Annotated in this window: 16 protein-coding genes; 4 read left to right on the top strand and 12 right to left on the bottom strand. The window is 61.1% G+C overall.

What is annotated here, in order from left to right; all coding sequences use genetic code 11:
- Positions 1–235 precede the first annotated feature (235 nt).
- Positions 236–1,933 (bottom strand): adenine deaminase, encoded by a 1,698-nt coding sequence (ade, locus tag GFJ39_RS05280; RefSeq protein ID WP_153430353.1) that lies wholly within the window; start codon positions 1,931–1,933, stop codon positions 236–238.
- A gap of 58 nt (positions 1,934–1,991) precedes the next feature.
- On the bottom strand, positions 1,992–2,819 hold the full coding sequence (gene panC, locus GFJ39_RS05275) for a pantoate--beta-alanine ligase (protein WP_153430352.1): 828 nt from the start codon (positions 2,817–2,819) through the stop codon (positions 1,992–1,994).
- A gap of 74 nt (positions 2,820–2,893) precedes the next feature.
- Here panC and GFJ39_RS05270 point away from each other — a divergent pair, with 74 nt between their 5' ends.
- The 4 genes from GFJ39_RS05270 (at position 2,894) to GFJ39_RS05255 (ending at position 9,201) form a co-directional block, all read left to right on the top strand.
- The gene (locus GFJ39_RS05270; RefSeq protein WP_153430351.1) at positions 2,894–4,117 is read left to right on the top strand and encodes a TIGR03862 family flavoprotein; all 1,224 of its coding nucleotides are present in this window, start codon (positions 2,894–2,896) and stop codon (positions 4,115–4,117) included.
- A 4-nt stretch (positions 4,118–4,121) separates the two neighbouring features.
- Positions 4,122–5,561 carry an ATP-binding protein gene (locus tag GFJ39_RS05265; RefSeq protein ID WP_153430350.1) on the top strand — a complete coding sequence of 480 codons (1,440 nt, stop codon included), beginning with the start codon at positions 4,122–4,124 and terminating at the stop codon, positions 5,559–5,561.
- A gap of 123 nt (positions 5,562–5,684) precedes the next feature.
- Complete coding sequence (locus tag GFJ39_RS05260; protein ID WP_153430349.1) at positions 5,685–8,081, top strand: TonB-dependent receptor; 2,397 nt, start codon at positions 5,685–5,687, stop codon at positions 8,079–8,081.
- A 13-nt stretch (positions 8,082–8,094) separates the two neighbouring features.
- Positions 8,095–9,201 carry a glycerophosphodiester phosphodiesterase family protein gene (locus tag GFJ39_RS05255; RefSeq protein ID WP_153430348.1) on the top strand — a complete coding sequence of 369 codons (1,107 nt, stop codon included), beginning with the start codon at positions 8,095–8,097 and terminating at the stop codon, positions 9,199–9,201.
- 74 nt (positions 9,202–9,275) lie between these two features.
- Here GFJ39_RS05255 and GFJ39_RS05250 read toward each other — a convergent pair whose 3' ends face one another.
- The 10 genes from GFJ39_RS05250 to GFJ39_RS05205 all read right to left on the bottom strand — a co-directional run bounded on the left by GFJ39_RS05250 (position 9,276) and on the right by GFJ39_RS05205 (position 19,714).
- On the bottom strand, positions 9,276–9,803 hold the full coding sequence (locus GFJ39_RS05250) for a type 1 glutamine amidotransferase domain-containing protein (protein WP_153430347.1): 528 nt from the start codon (positions 9,801–9,803) through the stop codon (positions 9,276–9,278).
- Positions 9,804–9,860: 57 nt separating this feature from the next.
- Positions 9,861–11,303 carry an aldehyde dehydrogenase gene (gene aldA, locus GFJ39_RS05245; RefSeq protein WP_153430346.1) on the bottom strand — a complete coding sequence of 481 codons (1,443 nt, stop codon included), beginning with the start codon at positions 11,301–11,303 and terminating at the stop codon, positions 9,861–9,863.
- 139 nt (positions 11,304–11,442) lie between these two features.
- A complete protein-coding gene (locus tag GFJ39_RS05240) occupies positions 11,443–12,315 on the bottom strand; it encodes a LysR family transcriptional regulator (protein ID WP_153430345.1) in 873 nt (290 codons plus the stop codon).
- A 54-nt stretch (positions 12,316–12,369) separates the two neighbouring features.
- Complete coding sequence (locus tag GFJ39_RS05235) at positions 12,370–12,897, bottom strand: YaiI/YqxD family protein (RefSeq protein WP_325062840.1); 528 nt, start codon at positions 12,895–12,897, stop codon at positions 12,370–12,372.
- 3 nt (positions 12,898–12,900) lie between these two features.
- On the bottom strand, positions 12,901–13,440 hold the full coding sequence (locus tag GFJ39_RS05230) for a gluconokinase (protein ID WP_153430366.1): 540 nt from the start codon (positions 13,438–13,440) through the stop codon (positions 12,901–12,903).
- Between the two features lie 2 nt (positions 13,441–13,442).
- Positions 13,443–14,123, bottom strand: a complete 681-nt coding sequence (rpiA, locus tag GFJ39_RS05225) for a ribose 5-phosphate isomerase A (RefSeq protein WP_153430365.1) — start codon at positions 14,121–14,123, stop codon at positions 13,443–13,445.
- Positions 14,124–14,134: 11 nt separating this feature from the next.
- Positions 14,135–14,875 carry a 6-phosphogluconolactonase gene (gene pgl / locus GFJ39_RS05220; RefSeq protein ID WP_153430344.1) on the bottom strand — a complete coding sequence of 247 codons (741 nt, stop codon included), beginning with the start codon at positions 14,873–14,875 and terminating at the stop codon, positions 14,135–14,137.
- On the bottom strand, positions 14,872–15,732 hold the full coding sequence (locus GFJ39_RS05215) for a Cof-type HAD-IIB family hydrolase (RefSeq protein WP_194285297.1): 861 nt from the start codon (positions 15,730–15,732) through the stop codon (positions 14,872–14,874). Before GFJ39_RS05215 ends, pgl begins: the two co-directional genes overlap by 4 nt.
- A 106-nt stretch (positions 15,733–15,838) precedes the next feature.
- Positions 15,839–16,837, bottom strand: coding sequence for a phosphogluconate dehydrogenase (NAD(+)-dependent, decarboxylating) (gnd, locus tag GFJ39_RS05210; protein ID WP_153430343.1), 999 nt, complete (start codon positions 16,835–16,837; stop codon positions 15,839–15,841).
- A 3-nt stretch (positions 16,838–16,840) separates the two neighbouring features.
- The gene (locus tag GFJ39_RS05205; RefSeq protein ID WP_325062839.1) at positions 16,841–19,714 is read right to left on the bottom strand and encodes a bifunctional transaldolase/phosoglucose isomerase; all 2,874 of its coding nucleotides are present in this window, start codon (positions 19,712–19,714) and stop codon (positions 16,841–16,843) included.
- Positions 19,715–19,721: the final 7 nt, after the last annotated feature.

Below are 19,721 nucleotides of genomic sequence, written 5' to 3'. Positions count from 1 at the left end.
CCTTCCAGGCCCTGCACATATGTATATCAAGGAGCCATCGAGCACCTCGGACCTGGGAAGCAGGCAAAGCTCCAAAAAAGAACGTCGTCCAAGAAAATCCATAGTAGCCGTTCTTAATGATCCCGGTACTGTCGTTCTTCATCTGTATTGCTGTTGCCACGATTCCGAACGGGCCGTGGTGCAACAGGTTTGTGACCGAGGATTGCGAAATTTATCAGGAACGGCACCCTATGCTTCACACTACGCTCATGGTCCGGACATCAATCATTCCGAAATCCGTGATTTTGAGATGGGGGATGACCGGGAGGGGCAGGAAGGCCAGTTGCAGGAATGGCTCCTCCAGAACAACCCCCATCTCTTTCGCGGCCTGCCGGAGCACGACCAGATCATCGCGCACCTGTTCGTAAGGTGCATCACTCATCAGCCCCGCGACCGGAAGGCGCAGGTCCGCGAGAACCTGTCCATTGCGGATTGCCACGAAACCACCGCCGGTTTTTTCCAGATGGTTCACCGCGCAGGCCATGTCGGCGTCACTGGTGCCCACGACGCAGATATTGTGACTGTCATGCCCAACGGACGAGGCCAGTGCGCCGTCCTTCAGGCCGAAACCGCGCACAAAGCCCCGGCCGATATTGTCATTATGTCCATGCCGCGCGACGACACAGACCTTCGCGATATCCCGCATGGAGTCGGGTAAGACCTGCCCCTCTTTTTCCGGCAGATCAAAACGCAGGAACTCCGTGATGATCTGTCCCGGAATGATGCCCATGACCGGACGGTCTGCGCCGCTGCCTTCAACAGCCATGTCCTGCGCGGTGACAGGGCGCGGCAGTCGCACGCTCTCCAGTCCGACGGGCGCCACGATCTCGCGTCGGGCAAACAGCGCATCATTCACCAGACGACCGGCGGAAATGACGTCCGACACCTGACAGCGTTCCAGATCATCGAGCAGGACGATATCCGCGCGCTTGCCCGGCGCGATCTGTCCGCGATCTTTCAGGCCAAACGCCGTCGCGGCGGACAGGGAAGCCGCACGATAGGCAGCCAGAGGCTCCACCCCGAGTTCGATAGCCCGACGGATCAGGAAATCCAGATGACCCTCATGCGCAATTTCAAGCGGATTGCGGTCATCGGTGCAGAACGCGAAGAACGGCGATGTGGCGACGTTCAGCAACGGCGCCAGTGCTTCAAGATCCTTGCAGACCGACCCTTCCCGGATCAGGACCGTCATACCCTTGCGCACTTTTTCCAGTGCTTCGTCAGCAGCCGTGGCTTCATGATCGGTTGAAATCCCGGCAGCCAGATAGCCGTTCAGGGCCTTGCCCCGCATGAGCGGTGCGTGACCGTCGATATGCCCGTCCGCAAAGGCCGCCAGCTTGTCCATGCATCCCGGATCGCCATTCAGAACACCCGGGATGTTCATGAACTCGGCCAGACCGATCACTTTCGGATGGCCCCGATAGGCCAGCAGATCATCCACGTTCAGAACCGCGCCCGATGTCTCCATGGACGTGGCTGGAACACAGCTCGACAGGTTGAGGCGCAGATCCATGATGGTCCGCTCGGCAGCGGCCAGAAAGTAATCGAACGCCGCACGCCCCAGCACATTGGCCATTTCATGAGGATCGCAGATGGCCGTCGTCACACCATGCGGCAGAACGCAGCGATCGAACTCGAACGGTGTGACGAGCGAGGATTCAACGTGCAGATGGGTGTCGATGAAGCCCGGTACGGCGATCCGGCCCGCGCCGGCGATCGTCTGCACGCCTTCGTATGAGCCATAGGTCCCGACGATCCGGTCGCCGCAGATGGCGATATCGGTCGGGATGAGATCGCCCGTGACCAGATCGAACAGCCGGACATTCCGGATGACCAGATCGGCGGGTTCGTGGCCCTGACCCTGAGCCACGCGACGCATGATGGTTTTCTGCATGCCTGAAATCCTCCGTACGTCAGCAGTGCATGCTTATACCGCACGAAGGGTGAGCAACTCAAAGCGGCATGTTGTCGATCAGCCGGACCTCTCCAGCCCGCACGGCCAGAAGGGCCAGAGCGTCATCAGAACAGGGCTTTTCGCGGCGGAACGTGCCTGCGTTCACAACCGTCGCATAGTCAATATCCGGAAGTCCGGCTTCGGTCAGGACCGCGCGCATGGCATTTTCCAAAACGTCCACATCACGCTCGCCATTGCGGAACAGCCGCGCGGCTTGCTGTAGCGCCTGAAACAGGGCCGGCGCTTTCTGACGGTTTTCGGTCGTCAGACGCACATTGCGGCTGGAACGCGCAAGCCCATCCGCTTCACGCGCGATATCGCAGACCACGATTTCAACCGGAATATCCAGATCCGCTACAAAGCGCCGCACAACCGCGCATTGCTGGGCATCCTTCTGCCCGAAATAGGCCCGCTGCGGCTGGACGATGTTGAACAGCTTGCTCACCACCGTCGCCACACCGGAGAAATGTCCGGGGCGGGACTGGCCTTCGAGTTCTTCCGCAACGCCGCCAACTTCAATCCGGGTGACGGCACCGGGCGGATAAAGCACATCGGGCGTTGGCAGAAACACCAGATCGGCCCCGGCCTCTTTCAGAAGCGCCAGATCGCGCTCCGGATCGCGCGGATAGGAGGCATAATCCTCGTTTGGCCCGAACTGAGTCGGATTAACGAAAATACTGACGGCCACCGCGCCATTCTCCGCCTTCGCCCGCCGGACCAGTCCAAGATGACCTTCATGCAGAAACCCCATGGTCGGAACGAAGCCCAAGGTCGGATAAGCCGTCCGTGCCGCGCGAAACGCCCCGATTGTCTCAAAAACCTGCATGTCATGTTCCTTTCCCGCCAGAACTGCGGGCGCGGAGCCTGACAAACCCTGCTTCACATGGCAATCAGGCGCTTATGAATACTGCGCCCCTTTCCCCCTCCGTCGCCATTATCGGAGCCGGTCCCGCCGGACTGTTCGCGGCAGAAATCCTGTCCGCGCGGGGATGTAAGGTGCAGGTTTTCGACCGGATGCCGAGCGTGGGGCGCAAGCTGCTCATGGCCGGTCGCAGCGGCCTGAACCTGACCCATTCGGAGCCGCTGGACCGTTTTCTGACACGCTACGGAAAAGCACGGAAATGGCTCGAACCCGCCATCCGCGCGTTTCCGCCATCGGCGTTAACGGAATGGGCTGAAGGACTGGGACAGATCTGCTTTTCCGGTTCATCCGGGCGCGTCTTCCCCACAGCCATGAAAGCCTCTCCCCTGCTGCGTGCCTGGCTCCAGCGGCTGACGGAACAGGGCGTCCAGATCCATACCCGGCATCGCTTTACGGGCTGGAACGACACAACTTTGCTGTTCGAGACGGCGGCCGGCCAGACCTCGGTCAGGGCCGATGCGACCATTCTGACAATGGGGGGCGCAAGCTGGTCCCGTCTGGGATCGGACGGCCGCTGGGCGGATTTCATGACGGGTGAGACAGCGCCTTTCGCTCCCGCGAATTGTGGTTTCCTGCCCGACTGGCCCGCCGATTTTGCGACCCGGCACGAAGGCAGCGTACTTCATTCCGTGGGTCTGACCTTCGGGACACGTCAGACCCGTGGCGACCTGACCATAACCTCGCGCGGGCTAGAAGGTTCGGCGCTTTATGCGCTTTCGGCGGATCTGCGAAACAGGATCACGACCGAAGGACGGGCAGTCCTTACACTCGACCTGCGTCCCACGCTTTCAGCCGAGGATATCCTCAAACGCCTGCTGAGCCAGCGGGAACGCGAAAGCCAGAGCAACCGGCTGCGCAAGGCCCTGTCGCTGGATTCCCCCTCCCGCGAGCTTCTGAAGCACGCCACCCCGAAAGACGCCACGCCGCTTCAGCTTGCCCAGACCCTCAAAGCCCTTCCCCTGCCGCTGATCGGCATGGACGCCCTTGATCGCGCCATCTCGACAGCCGGCGGCATACGGCAGGATACCGTGGACGAGCGGTTCATGATGAAATCCCGCCCCGGTATTTTCGTGGCGGGAGAAATGCTGGACTGGGAGGCGCCCACGGGCGGCTATCTGCTTCAGGGGTGTTTTTCCACCGCTTATGCGGCGGCAAATGGTGTCCTTGGGTGGCTAGAATCGTCCAGTTCGGCTATCGCCTGACGCCATGACATCCATCGTTCTCGGACAGGGCCGCGACGGCTCCGATACCTGCATTGATCTGCCGGAACTCCTGGCCACGCGCCTGCTGGTCCAAGGCAATTCCGGCTCGGGGAAATCGCATCTCCTGCGGCGTCTGCTGGAGCAGACGGCCACCCTCGTCCAGCAGGTCATGATCGATCCGGAAGGTGATTTCGTCACCCTGGCCGACCACTACGGCCATCTGGTGATCGACGTTGAAGACCAGTCCGAAGCCAGCCTGCGCGCCGCTGGCGAGCGCGTGCGTGCCCATCGCGCCTCCGTGGTGCTGAACCTTGAGCAGGTCGAAGCCGAAATGCAGCTTCGGGCAGCCGGCGCGTTCCTCAACGGCATGTTCGATGCCCCCCGTGCGCACTGGTATCCCGTTCTCGTGGTGGTCGATGAAGCCCAGCTCTTCGCGCCTGTCGCGGGCGGTGACACGTCCGATGAAGCCCGGCGTTTGTCGCTGGGGGCCATGACGAACCTCATGTGCCGTGGCCGAAAGCGCGGTCTGGCCGGTGTCATCGCAACCCAGCGTCTGGCCAAGCTGGCCAAGAACGTCGCGGCCGAGGCATCCAACTTCCTGATGGGGCGGACCTTCCTCGATATCGACATGGCGCGTGCCGCCGATCTTCTGGGGATGGAGCGCCGGGCTGCGGAATCCTTCCGGGATCTGGCGCGCGGGCAGTTCATGGCGCTTGGTCCGGCCCTGAGCCGTCGCCCGAAACTCGTGACCATCGGTCCCGTCACGACAGCCAGTCATGCCACCGGCCCGGTTCTCGTACCACTTGAACCGGTCTCTGCCGAAGACCTGCGGGACATCATTCTTGAACCGGTCCAGGAGTTCACGCCCCGTCCCCGCCGGGAGACCCGCCCCCCTCCGCCGGACCTTCTGGCGCAGCTCGACGCTTATGGCGCTGAACGCGAGGCTGAAGAGCCTGCTCCCGTGGCAGCCGCGGTAGAGGCCGATCCCGATCAGCTCTGGTCGCTGGTCGCCGACGTGGTGGCCGGCGAAGGCTCGGACTACAAGCCGCTCGCCACCCTGTATCAGGACTTTCAGCTCCGGGCGCGGATTCAGGGCCTGTCGCGCAATGTGCTGGAACTGGGGCCGTTCCACCGGATGCTGGCCACCATCCGCGCCGGACTGGACCGCGAGCGTTCCGAAAGTGAGGACTGGAAACAGGCCCAGGCCATTGCCGCGACCCTGCCCGAAGACGTGCAGGGAGTCTTCCTGCTTCTCGCCCGGACGGCGCTCGACGGCGAAGCCTGCCCGGGTGACGAAGCCCTGGCCCGCGCTTATGGAACACACTCGCTTGGCCGTGCACGACGCCAGCTGAACTATCTGGAAGAACGGGAAGTCATCGTCCTCCAGGACACGCCGCTGGGCCGCCGTGTCGCCATCGTCGGGCGGGGATGGCAGACAGCCTGACACGGTGGCGCCCGATTGTCATCATTCTGTCATACCACGTTCACAGGAGCTTCACACGCAGCCCTTTAAGGAACGATTAGGTTTCGCCGCATTCGATCTCTTCTCCTGCCGGAAAGACTTTCAATGCCGCGCAACCTGCTGCGTTCCCGCCTGCTTCTGACCGTTTTCTGCTCGCCATTCGCGCTTGCTGCCGCCCTCTTCCACCCTGCCGATGCGGCAACGGCAGGAACGAAAAAAATCACAACCGCCAAGCATGACACCAAACACAGGGCCAGGGTTGACGCCGTGGCCGGTGGTACGGAACAGCTCGTCATCACCGCGCGCCGTACCCGCTCCGAACAGGGGCTGAGCCACGTCCAGATCCAGCGTATCCTACCGGGCGTGAACCCGATCAAGGCGCTGGAAATGCTGCCGGGCGTCGTGTTCAACAACGCTGATCCGTGGGGCAATAACGAACAGAACTCTTCGCTCTACGTCCACGGCTTCAACCAGAACCAGCTCGGCTATACGCTCGACGGCATTCCGCTGGGCGATCAGGCCTACGGCAATTATAACGGCCTATCCCCACAGCGCGCGGCCATCAGTGAGAACATCGGTTCGGCGTCGGTCTCCTCGGGTGCCGGTGCACTTGGTACAGCGTCGACTTCCAACCTCGGTGGCACGCTTCAGTTCACGACGCAGGACCCGCTGAAGAAGCGTGGCGCGCAGATCGAACAGGTTTTCGGAAGCTGGTCCACGTTCCGCACCTTCGCCCGCCTCGATACGGGCGAATTCGGCAACGGAAACTCGGCCTATGTCTCCTTCGTCCGTCAGGACGCCCGCGCCTGGGACTTCGCCGGTCATCAGGGTGGCTATCAGGTCAACGCGAAGTTCGTGCATCACAGTGCGCGCGACCATGTATCCGTCTTTTTCGACTGGTCCCAGAAGGTGGAGCCAAACGAAGACAGCATCACGCTTCCGAACGGTTACGGGACCTATGTGCGTCCGTTCACCTATCCGAATTTTGCGTATGCCAAGTCGTACATCAACTCCGCAGCCTATACGAATGCCGGTCTGAACTACCGAAACTATTATTCCGCGGCACAGCGTGAAGATTTTCTTGCCTACGCAAAGTGGACGCATGATTTCAGCGAAAACCTTCACTGGGACAACAGCATCTATTATCACCATGATCTGGGTGAAGGTGTTGTGGCCGGCCCGATCTCGGCGGCCGGTCTGCCGACGCTGTTCGCCGCGTATTATCCGGGGCAGGACCTGAACACCGTCTTCGGCGGTTCGGGCTACGCGACGCGCACGACGGAATACTGGGACAACCGCGGCGGCCTGATGTCCACGCTGCGCTACCATCTCGGCCATCATTCGATCGAACTGGGCGGCTGGTACGAACGCAACAACAACACGCAGGCGCGTCGCTGGTATCCGCTCAGCGCCACCAACCCCACGACCCCCTACGAGCGTCAGCAAAACGCGCTGATCGATCAGTACACGAACAATTTCTACACCAACACCTTCGTAACGCATCTGCAGGACAACTGGCAGATTTCGAAGAATTTCTCCCTGATGGCGGGCTTCAAGTCCGAGCTGGTCTATACCAACGGCACCCTGCCGGTCGCCGCCAAGGCGGGTTCCCTCTCCCCCTCCTATGCCGTGACGGCACCGGGTGGCGAAATCGACGCCGCCAAGCCGTTCCTGCCCGCGTTCGGCGCGGTCTGGGACATCACGAAGCATGAGCAGTGGTTCGCCAACATCCAGGAGAACATGCGCTCCTTCCAGGATGCGGGCTATGGTAACGCCACCCCGTGGGGCGCGACCAGCCAGGCCGCTTTCGAAGAGTTCAAGAAGAACGGCAAGCCGGAAACCTCATGGACCTACGAAACCGGTCTGCGTGAACATCGCCAGATCCATCTCGGCCCGCTGACGGCCATTGAAGGTCAGGTCGAGTACTATCACGTTCACTTCTCGAACCGCCTGCTGGCCGTCGCGACGACCCAGACGCTGTCGTCCATCATCGGCTCGGCCACCACGCTTGCAAACGTGGGCTCGGTCACGACGGATGGTATGGACTTCTCCTTCACCACCCATTTCGGCCCGCATTTCTCGCTGTATAACGCGCTGTCCTACAACAAGTCCGTTTACAACGATAACTACAGCACGGGCTCGAGCATCATCCATACGGCTGGCAAGAACGTGGTCGGGATGCCGGACTGGTCGGAGAAGTTCGTCTTCACCACCAACTGGGGCAGCGCCTACGGCCAGTTCATCGGTGATGTCATCGGCAAGCGCTATGCAACCTACACCAACGACATGTGGGCCGCGCCTTACGCCCAGTTCAACCTGAATGCGGGCTACACGTTCCACAACATCCCGCATCTGGCGTCGCTGAAGGTTCAGGGCAACATCACCAACCTGACAAACACGAAGGGATGGTCCACGATCAACGCGACCCAGACTTCGGGTCAGTTCTCGGCCTACCCCATCGCGCCGCGCATGTTCTTCCTGAGCCTCAGCGCGGCCCTGTAAGGAATACTGCCCCATGCTGACACGTCGCCAGAGCCTCGGCCTGCTCGCAGCCGGGCTTCCCGCCCTGCACCTGCGGGCGAAAGCCGCGCCCTCACTGGCGCCGAAGCCTCTCGTCTTCGCCCATCGCGGGGCCTCGGCCCTGCGTCCGGAGCACACACTGGCCTCCTATGCCCGCGCCATGATGGATGGCGCGGACTTCATCGAGCCCGACCTCGTCATGACAAAGGACGGCCATCTGGTCGTCCGCCATGAGAGCAACATCGCGGGCACGACGGATGTCGCGGACCATCCGGAATTCGCCTCCCGTCACCGTTCTCTCAAGATCGACGGGCGCGTGGAGACCGGCTGGTTCACCACCGATTTCACATTGGCTGAACTCAAGACCCTCCGTGCCCGTGAACGCCTTTCCACGATCCGGGTCCACAACACCCGTTATGACGACCATTTCGAAATCCCGACTTTCGACGAGGTCATCGAACAGGTCGCGGCCCAGTCCGCGGCGACAGGCAAGGTTTTTGGCCTCGTGCCGGAAATCAAGCATTCCACACATTTCAACAGCCTTGGCCTGAACCCCGAAGCCGCGTTTCTCCAGACCATTGCCGCCCACGAGTACACCCGGCAGGCCCCGCTGGAGGTCCAGTCCTTCGAGACCGGAAATCTGGGCCGCATCCGGGCGGACGTCCTGTCCATCAATCCCCAGGCCCGGCTGATGCTGTTGATGGGTGAGCGCAAAGATGTACCGCCAGATCTGCTGGCAGCGGGCAAGACCACGACCTTCGGCGATCTCATGACGCCCGATGGTCTCAAGGAAGTTCGCCGCTATGCCGACGTGATTGGTCCGTCCAACACGGACCTGATCCCGCGTGACAGCAAGGGGGCGTGGCTGGAACCTTCCACCCTCGTGACCGATGCCCATCGGGCCGGGCTTCTTGTCCATTCTTACACGGCCCGACCGGAAAACCATTTCCTCCCGGCGCAGCTTCGCAGCAACGCAGGCGACGCCGCCCGCAATCCCAAAGGCATGATCGCGGAACTGCATCGCTATCTGGACATGGGGATCGACGGCTTCTTCACGGACGATCCCGCACTGGGACGCAGGGCCGTAGACGACACCATCTGATTCACCATTTCCTCACAAAAAAGGAGGTCTCCCCGCACAGGAGAGCCTCTTTTTTTTATGATCAGACGAAAATCTCAGGCGAGCTTGAAGTGCTTGATGATGGCCTTGTTGAAAGCCGGAATATCATCCGGGCAGCGTGAGAAGACATAAGGTCCGTCAACCACGACCTCATTATCCACCCAGGTCGCACCGGCATTTTCCAGATCCGTCCGAATAGCCGGCCAGGAGGTGACGGTCCGACCTTTCAGTTCATTCACTTCAATCAGCGTCTGCGCGCCATGGCAGATGGCGGCGATCGGCTTGTTCGCCTTCACGAACGCCTTGGCGAAGGTCACCACGTCCCGGTTCATCCGCAGTGCGTCAGGAGAGGCCAGACCTCCCGGAAGCAGCAGCGCGTCGTAATCCTCGGCTTTCGCATCGGCAATCGCCAGATCGGCCCGGATCTTGCGGGACGGATAGATATCCTTGTTCACAGCCTGAAACTCCCCCGCCTTGAGGGAAATGACCGTGACGGTCGCCCCTGCTTTTTCCAATGCGTCCTGCGGGCCAGTCAGTTCGACTTCTTCGAGGCCATCAGTGGCCAGTGCGGCGACTTTTACCATGCTGCTGCTCCTTTCCGCAAAAGACGGGCGACCGCCTTACCGCCGCCCGTTCGTCCATTACCCGTTGAGGTAAATGGTCTTCGTCTGGACATAGGCTTCCATGCCATGCTGTCCGTCTTCGCCGCCGAGACCACTTTCCTTATAGCCGTGGTGGAAACCCTGCGGCGCCTCACCACCCGGACGGTTCACATAGACCTCACCGAACTCCAGATCGCGGGTCATACGCAGGATCCGCCCCAGATCATTCGTAAAGAGATAGGCCGACAGGCCGTAGCGGCAGTCATTGGCCCAGGCGATGGCCTGATCGAAATCCTTCACGCGGATCAGCGACATGACCGGACCGAACACCTCGTTATGAACGATGTCCATATCCTGCGTCACATCCGTCAGGAGCGTCGGGGCATAGAAATAGCCCTTGTCATAGATCCCGCCCGTCAGACGCTTGCCGCCGATGGCCAGACGCGCGCCCTGCCGGACCGCATGCTCAACCATCTCATGAACCTTGTTAAGCTCATCCTCGCTCACCTTGGGCCCCATATCCGTGGAAGGGTCCGTCGGCAGGCCGACCTTCAGAGCCTCGATCTTCTCACGGACCTTCTGAACGAACCTGTCGTAAACAGCCTCGTGGATATAGGTCCGCTCGTTGGACGTGCAGACCTGCCCGCCATTACCAAAACGCGCAGCCACCGCTGCATCGGCGGCCTTGTCCAGATCAGCGTCTTCCATGACCATGAACGGCGCCTTGCCACCCAGTTCAAGCCGGACTTCCTTCAGCGTCTCGGACGCGGCGGCCATGATCTTCTTGCCGGCAGGAGTCGAGCCCGTCATCGTAATGAGCTTGATGTCCTTATGCGCCACCAGCGGTACACCGACATCCTTGCCATCACCCGTGACGACATTGATGACACCATGCGGAATCTTCGCTTCCTCAACCAGCTTCGCCAGATGCAGACAGGCCAGCGGCGTCAGTTCATGCGGCTTGACGACAATGGTATTACCCGCGACCACAGCCGGACCGATCTTGCGGGCACACAGGGCCAGCGGGAAGTTCCAGGCCGTGATCGCACCGACAACGCCGAGCGGCACACGGTCGATCAGGATCTTCTCTTCCGGAGAACTGCCCGGGATGATTTCGCCCTGAAGGCGCAGCACATTCTCGGCGGCAAAGCGCAGCAGACCGATAGCGAAATCCACCTCGATCCGGGCTTCCTTCAGTGGCTTGCCCATTTCTGACGTGATGATGGCGGCCAGCTTTTCCTTGTCCCGCTTCACCAGATCCTTAAGAGCATGAATATAGTCCGCCCGCTCGGTCGCCGTGCGACGGCTCCAGCCGACAAAAGCCGATTTCGCAGCCGCGACGGCTGCATCCACATCGGCGTGACCGCCCTTGGCCACCTCACCCACAACCGCTTTCGTGGCCGGGTTTTCAACTGTGATCCATTCGCCGCTTTTTGGTGCGACCCAGTTACCATTGATGAAAAGATTGCTTTTTCCAGTCATGAAATTTCCTGCATTTTCTGGGTGGCGACCATGCGCTTCCTGATGAAACAGACGCATCAGCCAACCAGCAGTTCATTCGATGACTGTAAGGTGCAGGCATTCCCCGATAATAAAAAGTGATGATTCGTGAACCCGAGGCTCACTTTTCATGAGTATCCGGATGTGGCGGCGCATAATCCATCAATCTTCGCCCGAGATCATTCAGTCCCGGCTCACGCCAGATGAAATAAACTTCGCTCCCTTTCAGATCTTCCGGATATGTAAAGGTGATCCCTTCACGCCGCCGCTTCTTGATCTGCGAAATGATGCTGTGCGGAACACAGGAAATGCCCAGCCCCGCCTGAACGCAGGCAAGGATGACGTCGTAGGATTCGACCGTGTGGATGATCGCGTTCGACACCTCGTGGCGCTCAAGCCAGGTCTCGAAATACCGGCGATAGAAGCAGTCGGTGTTGAACAGGAATACATGCTGCCCGTCCCGCGCGCCTTTCTGCCCCTCCGGCATGGCCAGCGCCAGTTTCTCGCGAAAGGCAAAACGGCTTTCCATCAGGGGATGAACGATCGGACCGTCCGTCAGCGCCAGATCGATTTCCCCATCCGCCAGCATCCTCTCCAGCGTATAGGTCGGGCGCAGGAACATCTTCAGTTCCACACCCGGGCAGGCTTTGAGGAACTCAGGCACGATCCGCGGCAGATATCCCTCAAGCGCGACATCCAGCGCGCCGATATTCAGAATGCCCTGCGGCGTGCCTTCGGAAAACAGGTCTGTCAGACCTCGCGCGCCAGACACAACCGGCATAGCCTGCTGATAGAACAGGCGGCCTTCGGGGGTGAGGGTCAGGCGGCCTTTCTCCCGCAGGAACAGCCTCTGCCCGACCAGAAGCTCCAGTTCCTTCAACCGAGCCGTCACATTGGACGCCACGCAGTTCAGGCGCCGGGATGCGGCAACGACCGTTCCCTCCTCCACAACCGCGCAGAACATCTCAATCTGGGCAAGACGGAGCGGATTCATGGGAAAATATCCTCATCAGGGCGGGATTATCCCCGGAAGAAGATATCCCCAGAATCAGGGAACATCTTCGGGGAAGGACCTGTGGATTGTTTCTGAAGAACTGGGGACCGATCGCGCGAGGGCAGCTTTCCTGCGGAGTCGCACGATAAGTGTATCCAGTGCGGATAAAAACCGGCTCCGGTCGGCTTTTCCAAAGGACGGATTGTAGGTCGTGACCGTCCCCGTCTCGCGCAGCCCCTGCATCAGGTCCCGCATGGCCGAGACCATGCCGACAGAACGCTCGTCGATTTCTTCACCATTGGGGCGCAGAACGGAAGCCTGTTTCGCCAGACAGCGCACCGCGAGCGGAATGTCACTGGTGATGACGATATCAGACCGCGTGACCTGTTCCGCAATCCAGTCATCCGCCACGTCCGGCCCTTCCGGCACCACGACACGTTCGATAAGCGGAGACTGTGGAATGTTCATCCAGCTATTGGCAACGATGACTGTCTTCAGGCCGTAACGTGCCCCGACCCGGTAGATCTCATCCTTGACCGGGCACGCATCGGCATCCACCAGAAGCCGGGTGGTCTCGGCCACGAATCAGTCCTCCGCCTGGAAATGACGGATCAGTTCCTCCAGCACCACATCGGGATGCTTCTCGCCCGAGACCCGGATCACCGGCTCGTCGTCGCCCGGCACTTCCAGCGTCGCAAGCTGGCTCGGCAGCAGACTCACCGGCATGAAATGCCCTTCCCGACGCTGCAACCGGTCGGCAAGCTCCGCGGCCGACGTATCGATATGCACGAACTCGATCGGCAGACCTTCTTCACCGCGAAGCTGCTCACGATAGGAGCGCTTGAGCGCGGAACAGGTCAGAACGGCACCATGTCCAGCCTGCACCTGTTTGCGCAGCCAGTCATGACAGAGCGCAAGCCAGGGTGCGCGGTCCGCATCGGTCAGCGGCTGGCCGGTGCTCATCTTCTCGACATTGGCCGGTGGGTGCAGCGCGTCACCCTCCTGAAAATGCCAGCCCAGACGCGTGGCCAACCCGGCTGCAACCGTTGTCTTGCCTGTTCCGGACACGCCCATGACCACAAGAAAATGCGGCTTCAGACCCATCTGCGTTTCATATTCGGTCATTTTCATGGCTCCCACCGTTCCACGCCATCCTGCTTCGCCACGAGGACTTCGGATGCCATGTTGAGAAACATGCCGTGCTCCACGACACCAACAATCCGGTCGATCTTTTCCGCCAGTTCCTCAGGCCTCTCGATCGGCCCGAAATGGCAGTCCAGAATCATGTTGCCGGTATCGGTCACAAACAGCGATCCGGCCCGGTCCGTCCTCGGCTTCACACCATGCGCGCCACAGGCCGCCAGACGTTCCGCCGTACATTCCCAGCCGAAGGAAATCACTTCCACTGGCACAGGCGCCCGTTCGCCCAGCCGATCCACGGGCTTGGTACCGTCCACGATCACTACGAACCGCTTGGCTGCCTGCGCCACGATTTTCTCACGCAGCAGCGCACCGCCCAGACCCTTGATGAGATTGAGCGGACCGCGCTGGACCTCGTCCGCGCCATCAATGGCAATATCGATCCGGCGATGCGCGCTGAAATCGGTCAACGGAATCCCGACCCTGAGCGCCTTGTCCTCACTGTCATCGGAGGTCGGAATCCCGAAGATCTCCAGCCCTTCGGCGACGCGCTCGCCCAGACGTTCGATCATGTAAGCGGCGGTGCTACCGGTCCCGAGCCCCACCACCATGCTGCTCTTGACCATGTCGGCGGCTTCACGCGCGGCAGTGCGCTTGTGAATGTTCATATCCGGCCCGTTCACGCGCCTTCTCCCACCGCGGCACGGTCCGCAAGAATGATGATCCGCCCTTCGCTCGTCACGCGGGCGGAGGGAATGGAACTGTCGCCCTCGACCAGACGCTCCAGCATCTCGACTTTGGAAGCTCCCGTCACGAGAAACACGACCAGCGCGCTGGACTGGATGGCAGGATAGGTCAGCGTGATACGCTCATAAGGCGCTGTGGACGGCGCGGCCGTTCCAACCCAGGCCGTCCGCTCTTTCAGGACCGGCTGCCCCGGAAACAGCGAAGCGGTATGACCATCCGTCCCCAGACCCAGCATGACCAGATCGAACAGCGGACGCTTCGGATCAAGCTCCGTTGCGCCGTAAGCAGCCTGAAGAGTCTTTTCGTAAGCCTTCGCATCCTCTTCCACTGTAGCCGCAGTCGGGATGGCATGGACGTTCCGCCTCAGCACCGGGACGTGGGACAGCAGGACAGACTCGCCGACCGTGTGATTGCTGTCAGCATGACCTTCCGGCACGTGTCGCTCGTCGCCGTAGAAAATCTCGACACGCTCCCACGGGATCAGCTTCGCCCGGGAGGGCGTGGCGAGGATCTCGAACAGGCGCTTGGGCGTGGAGCCGCCGGACAGGGCGACCCGGAACAGGCCTTCCGTTTTGGCCAGAATGCCTTCGACGAGAAGATCCGCCATCCGCAGGGCAACGGCTTCAGAGTCAGGAAGGGTTTCCAGCGTGGCGGCACGGATGTCGGTGGTCATGGATTGGGAACTCTCGGCAGGATGTAGCGCTCGACGGCCTTGGCCCAGCCATCGCGCTCGTTGGTGTCCGTGAGAAGCTGCGCGGCGGCTTTCACATCGTCTTCGGCCTGCCCCATCGCAATGCCCAGACCCGCAACCGAAAACATCGGCAGATCATTATGGGCATCGCCAAGACAGGCGACCTCATGCGGCGCAATGCCATGGGCAAGCGCCAGTTCGCGAACAGCCTCGCCCTTGTTGGCCAGGGCCGGTGTCACATCGAGAAGAATATCGGAAGAACGACGCACGCTCGCATCACCCTGAAGCATGGCGCCAAGCTCGGTTTCGACATCCTGGAGCAGGCGGGTATCGCTGCTCACGCCCATGACCTTGCCGATGCCCTCGAACTCCTTGCGAAGATCGGGAACCTGATGCGGCGTCAGACCGGTGATGCCCTGTTCGTGCTGCACGAAGGGCGTATAGGCGTCCTTTACCATCCAGTAGGACTGCCGCAGGAACCAGGTCTCGATCCCGTGCAGATGCAGCATGTCATGGACGATCGCCAGCACACCGGGGGACAGGATGCGACTGACGGACGTAGTGCCGTCAGGGCTGAAAATGATGCCGCCATTAAACCCGGCATTCTGCCCGGTCAGACCGAGTTGCTCGATATAGGGGATCATCGCGGCAGGGGGCCTCGCACTGGCCAGACAGAGCGGAATTCCGCGTTCCTGAAGCATCTTCGCCATGGCCAGCGTCGAAGGAGCCAGGGTCTTGTCAGGGGTCAGGAGGGTTCCATCCATGTCGGACACGACCATCCGGATGGTCTGTGGCAGCGGAGGCAGCTCCGCGTGGATGGCGTCGAGGTCAACGGACATAAGAGCCCCTGTAAAAACCCCCGTCAGAGTCTTTGCGGGGGCTGGCTGGTCATCGATGGCAAAACCATACCTTGCCAGCCAGTCCTTGCCCATGCGGGGCGTCGTCTTATTTCTTCTCGACGTGTCCGCCGAAACCGAAACGCTGTGCCGAGAGCACCTTCTCGGCAAAATTATTACCGGACCGCGAGCGGAAGCGCGTGAACAGCGCAGCCGTCATGACCGGAGCCGGCACGTCTTCTTCGATGGCAGCCTCGATCGTCCAGCGGCCTTCTCCGGAATCCGCGACCTCACCCGAGAACTCATTGAGCGTCTCGGAACGGGTCAGGGCCTCGGCTGTCAGGTCGAGCAGCCAGGACGACACGACACTACCGCGACGCCAGACTTCCGCGATGTCACCCATATTGAGCTCGAACCGGTCCTTTTCCGCAAGGATCGGGGAGTTCTTGCTCTTCATGATATCAAAGCCTTCGGCAAAGGCCTGCATCATGCCATACTCGATGCCGTTATGGACCATCTTCACAAAGTGCCCCGAACCGGCGGGGCCACAGTGCAGATAACCCTGCTCGGCCCGGGGATCATGACCCTTTTCTTCACGACCCGGCGTGCGCGGCACGTCTCCGATACCCGGCGCCAGCGCGCTGAGGATGGGGTCGATATATTCAGCGGTCTCTTTCGTTCCACCGAACATCATGCAGTAGCCGCGCTCCAGCCCCCAGACACCGCCTGAAGTCCCGACATCGACATAGGAAATGCCCTTTTCGGCCAGTTCGGCCGAACGGCGGACATCATCCTTGTAGTAGGTGTTGCCACCATCAATGATGATATCGCCGCGCCCCAGAAGACCACCGAGCTGCTGAACGCAGTCCTCGGTGACAGGTCCCGCCGGCAGCATGACCCACACCACCCGGTGCTCGTCACCTTCGAGCAGTGTCGCCATGTCCGCCACCGTGTCGGCGGCCGTCGCGCGCCCGGCTTCACAACGACTGACGACCGAAGCCGTCACTTCCGGCGTGCGATCGTGCACGACGACATCATGTCCGTGGCGCGTCAGACGGACGGCAATATTACCGCCCATCCGTCCCAGTCCGATGATTCCGATGCGCATTACTTATGCTCCTGCCAATGCTTTGTGGATCGCCGTTTCCAGAGCCTTCAGCCCGTCTTCCAGAGATCCGTCGATATGAACACGAAGGGCACGCCGACCACGGGCCGCAAGCACTTCGAAATCGCCCCGCGCCTGTGCCGCCTTGACGATACTGAAGCTGAAGCCATGCCCCGGAACCGGCACATCCGCCGCATCCGTTGCCGTGACCTGCAGAAACACGCCACTGTCGGGCCCACCCTTGTAGGCCTGCCCCGTCGAGTGCAGAAACCGGGGTCCGAATTCAGCGGCTGTCGCCACCTTCAGCGCATCGCGAAGCTCCATGCGGACGGACTGTGCCCAGTCCCGCGTCTGCTGGTCGCGCCTGATATAGGCGAGCAGCCCGACATAGTCACCCGGCTTTACGCGATCAAAGAGCGCCTTGAGAATGGAGACCGCATCGCCTTTGTTTCCAGAGGCTTCCGTGTTCTTCGCATCCGCATAGAAGGAGAGCGGACCATCCTTGGCGAAGGGCGTTTCCGGCGGCAGCGATCCCGTTTCGGCATAGGCCGAGGTCAGCTTGCGCGTCTCGAGCTTGCTGAACTCCACATCCGGCTGATCGAACGGATCGATCCCCAGAACCGCACCCGCCACGGCCGTGGCGAACTCGAACAGGAAGAACGCCTGCCCGATCTGGGCCTTGTCCGCCAGACGGATGGTGACCACCGGCGCGCCAGCAGCACGCAGGGCGCCAAGGCGGCTGTCGGGAACATCGTCGCCGAGCAGCAGGTCCACGAAAACGCGGTCCGTTCCGTAGACATCCGGCGTTCCAAGCTCTTCCTCATCGATGGGGATAAGGCCGAGACCCTTCTTGCCCGTGCTCTCGGCAATCAACTGTTCCAGCCAGGCCCCAAGCGACGCAATGCCTTCGGACGCCAGGATCGTGACCTTGTCACGATTAAAGCAGTGCGCGGCATGCCCCAGGATCAGGCCCAGAACCGCGCCCGGATTGGCGGAAGGCGGCGCGCTTCCGTCACAGGATTCCACCATCAGGCGCGTGACCGTCAGCAGCTTGCGGACATCGATACCGCTTGCCGCCGCAGGAACCAGTCCGAAATTGGACAGTACCGAATAGCGGCCGCCGATTTTCGGATCGCCGTAAAACACACGCCAGAAGCCGTTTTCCTCGGCCACTTTCTGCATGTGGGAGTCCGGATCAGTGATTGCGATGAAGCTGTCACCCGGCTTCTTGCCCAGAGCCTGCCCCGCGACCTGCCAGAAATGCGCGAACAGGATGTTCGGCTCCAGCGTCCCGCCGGACTTGCTGGCCACGATGAAGAGCGTGTTCTTCGGATCGATCGCCTTCTCGAAGGCCGTAACCTGCTGCGGGTCTGTGCTGTCGAGAACATGCAGCTTCGGCCAGCCTTCGCGCTGCCCGAACGTCTCGGCCAGAACCTCGGGGCCGAGGCTCGAACCACCCATGCCGAGAAGCAGGATATCCTTGAAGCCACGACTGCGGACATCACGGGCCAGGACTTCCAGCTCCTCGATATGCCACAGACGATCCTGCACGACCGTCAGCCAGTTCAGCCAGCCGGCTTCCGGACCGTTCGTCCAGACAGACGGGTCTTTCTTCCAGATGCGGCGCAGACCGCCACTATGGCTCCAGTCCTTTTCGGCCGCCGCGACGTCATCGCGCAGATCGGGCGCAAGGTCGGCGCTGACCCGCAGGAGACGATCGCCCAGCACGGCCTCGCGCTTGGTGGCAACAGCCGTCAGTAGCGTATCGAACGAGACGCTGAAGGCCGCGCAGCCATCCTTGACCAGCTTGGCCGTAATCGCATCCAGCCCCAGTCCCAGACGCTCGGCTTCTGCCATGACGTGCCGTGCCTGATCGACATTCTCCGTCAGGCTCGCACGGGATTTGCCATGGTCGCGGAACGCATCGAATGTTGCCGGCGGGATGGTGTTGACCGTCTCTGGACCGATCAGTTCCTCGACATACAGGACGTCGGAATAGGCCTTGTCCTTGGTGCCGGTGCTGGCCCACAGCAGACGCTGCGGGTTCGCGCCCTTCTCGGCCAGCGCCTTCCAGCGCGGGCTGTTCCGGACTTCCAGATAGTACTGGTACGCCATCTTGGCATTGGCAATTGCGACCTTGCCGCGAATGGCCTTCAGCGCTTCGGCTTCCGGATCGCCAGCAGCAACGCGGCGATCGATTTCCGCGTCGATTTTGCCATCGATCCGGCTGACGAAGAACGACGCCACGCTGGAAATGCGCGAGATTTCCTCGCCACGGGCCACACGAGCCTCAAGACCGGAAATATAGGCTTCCAGAACGGCCTTGTATGCGTCCAGCGAGAACAGCAGCGTCACGTTGACATTGATGCCGTCCGCAATGGCTTCGCGGATCGCACCCGTGCCTTCAACCGTACCCGGAATCTTGATCATCAGGTTCGGACGCCCGACCGCCTTCCACAGACGGCGCGCTTCCGTGATGGTCCCATGCGCATCAAAGGCGAGGTAGGGCGAGACCTCAAGGCTGACATAGCCATCCAGCCCCTTGGTCTTTTCGAACACCGGGTCCAGCACAGCACAGGCCGAGCGGATATCGTCGATGGCGAGATGCTCATAGAGTTCGCCGGGCGACAGGCCCTCACCTTCGAGCAGCTTGCGGATCTGCGGATCGTATTCCGTGCCGTGTCCGATGGCCTTCTCGAAAATGGCCGGGTTGGACGTCACGCCCCGCAGGCCATCCTCGTCCACCAGTTTGCTGAGGCTGCCATCCTCCGTGAAGCTGCGCTGGATGAAGTCCAGCCAGGGAGACTGACCGTATTTCTCAAGGTCGCGCAGCACACTGCCGACTTCGTTCAGACCGGTATTGGAGATTGTGTCTGCCACAGGATCT

Source organism: Gluconobacter aidae, from assembly GCF_009547075.1.
Classification (GTDB): Bacteria; Pseudomonadota; Alphaproteobacteria; order Acetobacterales; family Acetobacteraceae; genus Gluconobacter; species Gluconobacter aidae.
Note: the sequence above shows the minus strand (reverse complement) of the source record. Positions and strands in the feature narration are given on the sequence as shown.

Coding starts and splice junctions, on each gene's coding strand:
- ade (WP_153430353.1), bottom strand. CDS start 1,933: ATGCAGAAAACCATCATGCGTCGCGTGGCTCAGGGTCAGGGCCACGAA.
- panC (WP_153430352.1), bottom strand. CDS start 2,819: ATGCAGGTTTTTGAGACAATCGGGGCGTTTCGCGCGGCACGGACGGCT.
- GFJ39_RS05270 (WP_153430351.1), top strand. CDS start 2,894: ATGAATACTGCGCCCCTTTCCCCCTCCGTCGCCATTATCGGAGCCGGT.
- GFJ39_RS05265 (WP_153430350.1), top strand. CDS start 4,122: ATGACATCCATCGTTCTCGGACAGGGCCGCGACGGCTCCGATACCTGC.
- GFJ39_RS05260 (WP_153430349.1), top strand. CDS start 5,685: ATGCCGCGCAACCTGCTGCGTTCCCGCCTGCTTCTGACCGTTTTCTGC.
- GFJ39_RS05255 (WP_153430348.1), top strand. CDS start 8,095: ATGCTGACACGTCGCCAGAGCCTCGGCCTGCTCGCAGCCGGGCTTCCC.
- GFJ39_RS05250 (WP_153430347.1), bottom strand. CDS start 9,803: ATGGTAAAAGTCGCCGCACTGGCCACTGATGGCCTCGAAGAAGTCGAA.
- aldA (WP_153430346.1), bottom strand. CDS start 11,303: ATGACTGGAAAAAGCAATCTTTTCATCAATGGTAACTGGGTCGCACCA.
- GFJ39_RS05240 (WP_153430345.1), bottom strand. CDS start 12,315: ATGAATCCGCTCCGTCTTGCCCAGATTGAGATGTTCTGCGCGGTTGTG.
- GFJ39_RS05230 (WP_153430366.1), bottom strand. CDS start 13,440: ATGACCGAATATGAAACGCAGATGGGTCTGAAGCCGCATTTTCTTGTG.
- rpiA (WP_153430365.1), bottom strand. CDS start 14,123: ATGAACATTCACAAGCGCACTGCCGCGCGTGAAGCCGCCGACATGGTC.
- pgl (WP_153430344.1), bottom strand. CDS start 14,875: ATGACCACCGACATCCGTGCCGCCACGCTGGAAACCCTTCCTGACTCT.
- GFJ39_RS05215 (WP_194285297.1), bottom strand. CDS start 15,732: ATGTCCGTTGACCTCGACGCCATCCACGCGGAGCTGCCTCCGCTGCCA.
- gnd (WP_153430343.1), bottom strand. CDS start 16,837: ATGCGCATCGGAATCATCGGACTGGGACGGATGGGCGGTAATATTGCC.